This window comes from Promicromonospora sp. NPDC060204 (assembly GCF_042728455.1).
GTDB lineage: Bacteria > Actinomycetota > Actinomycetes > Actinomycetales > Cellulomonadaceae > Promicromonospora.
Genome location: NZ_JBHWZO010000260.1, coordinates 1 through 8660 on the forward strand (window position 1 = coordinate 1; position 8660 = coordinate 8660).

Consider the following 8660-nt stretch of genomic DNA (forward strand, 5'->3'; position numbering starts at 1 on the left):
AGCCGCTGGTGAGCCCGAGGGCGGCGACGCCCCCGGCGAGGCCGGCCGCTCCGAGACGGAGCAGGGACCGGCGGGAGACCTCGGTGGTCGTGCTGCGGATGTCGCGGTGCATGGTGCTCCCTTCCGTCAGCCGCACGTGAGCGCGGGGTACTCGACGCGGATCTGCGAGGTGCGGCCGGCGCCGTCCGACGCCGTGACCGTGACCGTGCCCGCCGTGACCGACCCGGCCCGCGTGGCGAGCGACTGGTAGGCCGCGGCGCCCGGGGCGACGCCGGAGAACGACTTGTCGCCGAACGGGCTGGCGAACGCGATGTCCAGCGGCCCGTCCTCGTCGTTCACCGCGCGGACCGCGAGCGTGGCGCGACCCGCGAGGCAGCGCGGCTCGGCGGTGGCGGTGACCACCGGGCCCTCGGCGGGGTCGCCGAGCACCGTGAGCGTGAGCGTGGTCTGCGTGGTGCCGGCCTCGCTCACGTAGTCGGGCAGGATCAGCCGCCCCGTGATCACGTGCACGCCCGGCGTCTCGACGAGCGCCTCGTCGAAGTCCCACTCGACGCCGATCGCCTGGTTGTCGCGCGACCCGTCGTTGTAGGACACGGCCACGCGGGTGGGCAGGTGCGGCAGCTCGCCCACCTGGACCTCCCGCTCGAACTGCTCCGCGCCCTGGATGGCGATGCCGTCCTGCGCCGTCTCCGGCCGCACGTACACCTGCGCCTGGGCGATCAGCCCGTGCTCGGCGTTGGTGCCGTAGACGGTGAACGGCTCGACGTTGGTCTCTGCGACCATCGCCGGCGTGATCTCCTGCCAGGTGAAGGGCAGGGTGCCGCGTGTGCCGCCCGAGTAGACGACGTCGAGCGCTCCGGGCAGGTCGGGCACGACGCCGACCGTGGTGCGCATGACCACCGGGCTCGCGACCGAGTCCACGGTGTCGCCGTTGACCCGCCAGCGCAGCACACCCGTGCCCGCGCCGCCGGACTGCACGCCCGAGATCCGGATGCGCAGCGCGCTGGCCTCCACCGGCTCGAACGCCAGGTGGTTGTAGGCGTTCCGGGCGAGCGCACCGCCGTAGGTGGAGCCGTCGGCGAGCGTGACCGGCGTCCACGTGGTGCCGTCGGTCGTGTACTCGACCACGTACGTGTCGGCCCGCGGGGTGCGGGTGCCGCCGTTGTCGTCGTACCAGTAGATGTCGGTCGAGCTGACCAGCACCGGCGCGCTCCACGCGTACCGGATCCAGGCGGCCTGCGCCGCGCTCGTCCCGTTCTGCGCCTGGCCCCACGTGCCCCAGCCGTTGCCCGCGCCGGGGTTCGAGCTCGCCGGAGTGGACTCCGTGTTGACCCGGGCCGGGTTCTCCCACGACGCCGAACCGCTCGTCGTGATGGTGGCGAGCCGCCCGAACTCGGCGGTCGTCTCCCGCTCGGCCAGCGTCACCGTGACGTCGCGGGACGTGCTCAGCGCCCCGTCGGTCGCGGTGAAGCGGAACACGTACTCGCCCTCGGCGGTGCCGGTCACCCGGGTGGTCAGCGCCGCGTCGTCGGCGAAGATGACGCCCGCGCCCTCGGGCGCCGACACGGTCTCCCAGCCGTAGGACAGCTCACCGTCCTCCGGCACGCCGTCGTCGGTGGCGGTCGCCACCAGCACGGTGGACAGGTTGCCGCTCGCGGCGTCGTCCGACGTCGCGGTGACCGTCGGCGGGTCGTTCTGCACCGGCGGCAAGGGCCTTCCGGAGTCGAACACCTGGATCTCGGAGATCGCGGTCCAGCGGCCGGGGGCGTTCGTGAAGGCGACCCGCACCTTGTTGGTGGTCGTCTCCGGGAACAGCGCCTCGTTCGCCTTGGGGCCGGGCACCTTGGGCGCCTTGGCCTGCTCGGGCACCGCCGTCCAGCCGCCCTCGCCGTCCGGCACCTGGATCGAGTAGCGACGCGGCGGGGCGTAGCCGCCGGCCTGCCGGTCGTCGACGAACCAGACCTTCACGTTGTCGACCGGCACCGCCTCGCCCAGGTCGAGCTCCACGTACCCGGTGTCGCCGTCGGTGCCGTAGTTGCCCCAGTAGGGCTCGTTCACCGTCACGCCGTCCGTGACCGCGTCCAGCGACACGGGCCGTTCGGTGGTCGCGATGGCGCCCGGCGTGTAGTTCATCGAGCTGGTGGAGAAGCCGGGGGTGTGGAAGTTCCGCCAGGCAGCCGGGCGGACGCCGTCCTGCGTCGCGGACGAGCTCAGGGTCGCGCCCTTCGCCAGGTTCTCGGCGCTCTGCGTGAGGTCGATGCCCGCGGTCTTGAGGTAGGAGACCACGCGCTCGTCCTCGATCGGCGTGTCGACGGCGGCGGGCAGGTCGGCACCCTCGTCGGCGACCACCGTGACGTCCAGACCCTCATCGGACGCGGTGACCTCGTTGGCGGCCGGGTCGTAGACGAAGCCGCCGACGGCGTCGGCGCTCGCCTTGCGGTCGCCGTCGAGGAACAGCGAGTAGCCGGCGCCGAGCCCGTAGTGCGTCCCGTCCGGGTCCCAGACGATGGTGACGTCGTGCCCGTGGTAGCGCAGGTTGTTCACCATGAAGTGCTCGTAGCCCAGGTCGATCGGGTCGAGCTCGATCAGGTCGTCGGACCGGGGCTGGATGCCGCCCATGTCCTCGACGAAGATGTAGCTCATGTTGCCGAGCATCACGTGGTTCGGGTTGTTGCGGTTGAAGGTCTGGTTGGCCGCGTTCCAGCCCGAGTAGTACTCGGCCTGGTTGGCCACCCGCGCGTCACCGTTCGGGTAGATGCTCCACGCCATCCAGTCGAGCAGCTTGGCCGCGTACTCCGGCGTGATGTACCGCTGCTCCGGGTCGTAGTCGCGCAGCGCGGCGCGCACCCCGCGGTACTGCACCGTGAAGTTGATGTTCGAGAAGTTGTTGGAGCCGCCGATCGCGAACTTCGACCGGTCGTACTGGTTGGCCGTGTAGAACGGGAAGACCGGGAAGTTGTCGCCGTAGCGCAGGAACCGGAACCCGTCGACGTACTTCTCCCACTCGTCCGCGGGGATCAGGTTCTCCGCGTAGATGTCATAGAGGTTGGACTCCTTGGCCGGGATCAGGTCCCGCTCCCCCGCGGGCAGCGGGTTGGCGCTCCCGCCGGACGACGCCGCCGACGTCGCGCCGTGCGACGTGCCGGCGAGGAACATCTGCGTCTCCTCGCTCCACAGGCGGTCGAGCACGGCCTCCTGGATGCGGTCGGCCTCGGCGGCCGTGCTGGTCACGCGCTCGGGGTCCGCCCCGGCGATCCCGTAGAGCTTGCTCGCGGCGTCGAACGCGCCCCAGACGTACGCCGACTCGGGCCGCTCGATCGTGCGCGCGCCCGGCGTGCCGCCGTTCGCCTTCGGGTAGCCGAAGCTGATCGCGTCGGCGTCGTTGCCCGGCATGTAGTTGGTGTCGTAGGCGATCAGGCCGTCGTCGTTGCCGTCGTAGTGCTCGAGCTGGCCCACGCCGTCCTGCTCGAAGTAGTAGGCGAACCGCTCGGCGACGTCGGCGCCGCCGCCGTGCACGTTGTACGCCTCCAGCCCGGCCGTGCCGAGGTACTGCGAGTAGTGGTTGTTCCAGCTCGTGTGGCCCGGGCTGTCCAGGAACGCGGACGAGCCGGACAGCTCACCGACGTTCAGCACCTGGCCGTAGGCGAGGTACGGGTTGCGGATCCACTTGGTGTCCTGCAGGTGCATCGGCTGCGTGAGCACCACCGAGTTCTGGTAGAGGTTCACGCCCTCGATGGTGGTCGGGTACTGGTAGACGTACCCCGGCTCGTTCGCGTCCAGGCTGTTGTACCGCTCGCCCCACCACCGGTACACGATCGCCTTCTCGATGGCCGGGTCCGGCACGTCGATGTACGGGATGTCCTGCGCCCAGCGCTCGTTGAACGCGGTGACGCCGGTGCGGAACGCCTCGTCCGGGGTCAGGGCCGCGTACTCACGCAGCTGCTCCTGCCCGGCGGGCAGGCTCGCCGAGTACAGGGAGCCGACGACGGAGAGGTCCACCGTGCCGCCGGCCGGCACCGTGACCTCGCGGTCCAGGTTCGTGCCGTTGCGCGCGAAGCCGTCGGCCTTGAGGCCCACGGTCACGGTCGACCACGGGGTGTCGACCAGCCCGTTGTTGGCGCCGCTGGTCAGGGTGCGCGTGCCGGTCAGCTCGTCGTCGGCGTCCGCGGCGCCCCGGGCGGTCGGGGAGGCGGCCCGCACGGTGAAGGTGACGTCGGCGGCGCCCGGGTTGGTGAAGGTGAGCGCGGACAGCGCGGTGTTGTCGTAGGTGATGAGCTTGCGCAGGTCCGCCGTCACGCCCGTGGACCCGATCGTGTACCGGGCCTTCGCGTGGCTCGGCGCGTTGAACCGGGCGCCGCCCACCTCGGCGACGGTCTGCCCGGGCACGGTGATCGTGTAGAGGGCGCCCAGGTCGTTGGGGCCGCCCGCGAAGGCGTTGCCGCCGAAGCCCATGGTGCTCCAGCTCGCCCCGCCGGCGCCCCGCAGGTAGAGGGTCCGCCCGCGGGTCTGGAGCACGTTGTTGCCCGACGCCCCGGTCACGCCGAGGACCCGGTCGAGGTAGAAGTCGGTGCCCCCGGCCGCCACGTCGGCGTCGAAGATCGAGCGGTACATGCTGTCCGCGGTGTACGGGACACCGGGTTCCAGCGCGTCCTCGACTGCGTCCAGGTTGCGGTAGACCGGGTCGCCGATGTCGAGGGAGTCCTTCAGGCCGTCGGTGTAGACGCCGACGTCGTCCTCGTTCCCCGGGAGCACCGGTGACGCCGCGTGGACGGGCCCCGCGTGCGCCGTGGGCAGCACCGCCACGCTCCCGCAGGCGACCATCGCGGCCACGGCGGCGGCTGCTACCGCCCCTCTTCGTGTTCGTGCCGACATCACATGTCCTCTCCGTCGACTGCCAGGCACTCGGACGGACGAGGTGTGCCGCACGGGCGGAGGCCGCGCATCGCTGCGCACCCCACCCTGGCTCGCGACGCTGTCCGCCAGGTGGTGGTTCCCGCCGGCCCGCTCACCATCGAGGGGCCCGGCGCGGACCAGTGAAGCATCACCCGAAGACTCCGGCAATGGTTTTCGGTGTTTTCGGTATGAGATCACCCGTTGCAGCCTCATCCATACCGAAAAACACCGAAACCCATTGTTGACCGCACGGCCGTGTGGCAGGGTCGGCGCGTCAGTGCGCCACGACGAAGTGCCACGACAGGAGGACAGGATGAGACAGGTCCGAGCAGGACGGCCGGCCGCGGCCGGCACGCTGGCGGTGGCGGTGGTCGCCGCCGCGCTCGCCGTACCGGGGGTGGGCGCCACCGCCGCGGAGGTGCCGGGAGCGGCCGCTCCCCTGGCCGCGCAGGCGGCCGACCCGTACGACTTCACGAGCACGCAGAACCCGATCCTGGCCGACGGGAGCTACTACTCCGCCGACCCCGCCCCGCTGGTCGTCCCGGCCGGCGCCCCCGGCAACGACACCGGGGCCGACCAGCTCTACGTCTACACCGGCCACGACGAGGCCGGCGAGACGCGCAACGACTTCATCATGAACGAGTGGGGCGCCTTCGTGACGGCCGACCCCGAGGCCGGGCGGTGGACGCACCACCCGTCCCTGATGCGCCCCGAGGACGTCTTCGACTGGGCGAGCCCCGGTCGCGCGTACGCGGGCGAGGTGCAGGAGGGCCTGGACGGCCGCTACTACTGGTACGTCCCGGTGAACGAGGAGGCCAGCCCGGCCGGCGACAAGTTCGGCATCGGTGTGGCCGTGTCCGACTCCCCGACCGGCCCCTGGACGGACCACGCCGGCGGGCCGATCGTCTCGCAACGGCTGCCGACGTCGAACACCATCCACAACATCGACCCGACCGTGCTGGTGGACGGCACGGGCGCCGATGCGCGCGTGTTCATGTACTGGGGCAGCTTCGGCAACCTGCGCCGGGTCGAGCTGGCGCAGGACATGAAGACCACCGTGGGCGACGTCCGGACCGTCACGGGCCTGACCGGGTTCTTCGAGGCGCCCTGGCTCTTCGAGCGGAACGGCACCTACTACCTGGCCTACGCGGGCAACAACGCCGGCCCCACCAGCGCGTGCACCCTGGCGAACTACCACGCGTGCATCGCGTACGCGACGGCTCCGTCCGCCGAGGGGCCGTGGACCTACCGGGGCACGATCCTGCGGCCGGTCTCGTCCACGACGAGCCACCCGGGCATCGTCGAGCTGGACGGCCAGTGGTGGATCGCCTACCACACGGCCGACGCCGCCGGCGGCAACCACTTCCGCCGGTCGGTGGCCATCGACAAGGTCGAGTGGGACGACACGCAGACCCCGCCGCGGATGCGCCCGGTGACCACGACGCCGGTGCGGGAGCCGGACCGCACGCCGCGGGCGAACATCGCGCAGGAGGCGCGCGTCACGGTGTCCAACGACCCCGTGCCCACGCAGTACTGGGTCAAGGCGCTGAACGACGAGATCGTGCGGCCCAACCCGCTGCCGCCGGACATGTGGGGCACGTGGACGGGGAACAACCCGCCGCAGCAGTGGGTGCAGTACACCTGGGACCAGCCGGTGCGCGTGTCCGGGTCGCAGATCGAGTTCTGGAACGACCAGCCCCGCGGTTCGGGGGTGGGCGTGGCCGCGCCGGACTCCTGGCGCATCCAGTTCTGGGACGCCGACGACGGTGCCTGGGCGGACGTGGCGGGCGCCTCCGGGTACCCGACCGGTACGGCGGGCTTCCAGTCCACGTCGTTCGACCCGGTGACGACCACGCAGCTCCGGGCCGTGTTCGACGCGTCGACCAACGGGTCCACGTACTCGGGCGTGGCCGTCGAGGAGTGGAAGGTGCTGGCGGAGCAGGCCGACTCGGTGGAGCCGGGGCGGCTGACCGTGGAGGTGGGCGAGACGGACCTGCCCGATGCTGTGCGGGCGACCTACCCGGGCGGGGTGTCGTTGTCGGTGCCGGCCTTCTGGGACGCGCTCTCCGCGGACGACGTCGCCTCGCCGGGTTCGCTGGAGGTCGAGGGTTCGGTGCTCGGGTACGCCGCGGGCCGGGTGACGGCGACCGTGACCGTCGTCGACCCGTCGGACACCTCGGGTGACTCGACGGCGCCGGAGGTGACCCTCACCCCGAGCGGCAGTGCCGGCACGGGCGGCTGGTTCCGCTCGGCGGTACGCGTCCGGGCCGCGGGCACCGACGACGGCGGCGGCCGGGTCACCCTCACGACGACGGTGGACGACGCCGCTCCCGTGGTCACGGAGGCCGTCCGGTACACCGACGTCGAGGTCGCGGGCGACGGCGAGCACACGGTCACGGCGACGGCCACCGACCGGGCCGGCAATGTCTCGGCGGAGGCCGCGCTGGACGTGCGGATCGACGCGACCGCACCCCGGAGCACGGCGACCGTGGACGAGCGGGCCCGTTCCGTGGCTCTTGCTGCTGCGGATGTGACGTCCGGCGTCGCGCGGATCGAGGTCGCGGTGGACGGCGGCGGGTTCGAGCCGTACTCCGGCGCGGTCTCCGCCCCGGACGGCGACCGGCACGACGTGCGGTACCGCGCCGTCGACCGGGCCGGCAACACCGAGACCGCGCGGACGGTGACGATCCCCGCGGACCTCAGCGGGCCGCTGACCGGCAACGTCGCGGCACTGGCCACACCCACGGCGTCGTACACCGCGGGCTGGAACTCGGTGCTCGCGCTCAACGACAGGCTGGACCCCACGAGCCCGCCGCAGGCGCAGATCTGGGGCACGTGGTCGGGCAACCACCCGGCGACCCAGTGGGTGCAGTACACGTGGCCCCGGCCGATCCGGCTGACCGCCGCCGAGATCAAGTTCTGGGCCGACCAGCCGCAGGGCACCGGCGCGGGCGTGGCCCAGCCGGACTCCTGGGACCTGTCGTACTGGGACGAGGCGGCGCAGGAGTGGGCGCCGGTGCCCGACCCGTCGGCGGCCGGCACCAGCACCACGGCGTTCAACCGCATAACGTTCGGGCCGGTCACGACGTCACGGCTGCGCGCGACGATCCACGCGAACGGCGACGGCACGCAGTACGCCGCCGTGGCCGCGACCGAGTGGCGGGTGCTCGCCGACGACCCGGGGTCTGGTGGGTCTTCGTCGCCAGCGGTGGCAGTGACGGCCGAGGTCCGGTGCCTGGCGGGCAGCGCGACCCTGGCGGTGCGCGCCGTGAACGACCACGACGGCCCCGTGGACGTCACGCTCACCACCCCGTACGGCACGCGGTCGTTCGTTGGTGTGGCGCCGGGCGCGGTCGCGTACCAGTCGTTCGCGGTGCGCTCGGCGCGTGCCGACGCGGGGGCCGCGGTGGTGCGGGTGACGGGCGAGGTGGACGGCGAGCCGGTGACGCGCGTGATCGAGACGGGGTACGCGGCGGCAACCTGCGGCGGCTAACCCGGCCGGTGCGCGCGGTCGTTCCGCGGGCGTTCTGAAGGTGCGCTTCTCCCCCGTCATTGGGCCCGAAACCACGGCGTTTCCGGGCCTAATGACGGGGTAGAAGCGCACCTTTGCTGGGGCAGCACCGACCGAGCCCGGCGCTCGACGCCGGGCGGACTGTCAGCAGCGAGGCGCACCTCGTCGGGACCACTCGGATCGACGAATCAGCGGGTCAACAATCGAGGTGCGCTTCTACCCCGTCATTAGGCCCGGAAACCACGGTGTTTCCGGG

Annotated in this window: 2 protein-coding genes; one reads left to right on the forward strand and one right to left on the reverse strand. The window is 72.1% G+C overall.

Translation table 11 applies throughout. The annotated features are described in order from the left end of the window. Positions 1–126 precede the first annotated feature (126 nt). Positions 127–4872, reverse strand: coding sequence for a discoidin domain-containing protein (locus ACFWEJ_RS24145; protein WP_377231723.1), 4746 nt, complete (start codon positions 4870–4872; stop codon positions 127–129). Between the two features lie 334 nt (positions 4873–5206). Between ACFWEJ_RS24145 and ACFWEJ_RS24150 the strand changes: the two genes are divergently transcribed. Beyond that, positions 5207–8386: a family 43 glycosylhydrolase gene (locus ACFWEJ_RS24150; protein ID WP_377231724.1), complete on the forward strand. Its 3180-nt coding sequence runs from the start codon at positions 5207–5209 to the stop codon at positions 8384–8386. The last annotated feature ends 274 nt before the right edge of the window (positions 8387–8660 follow it).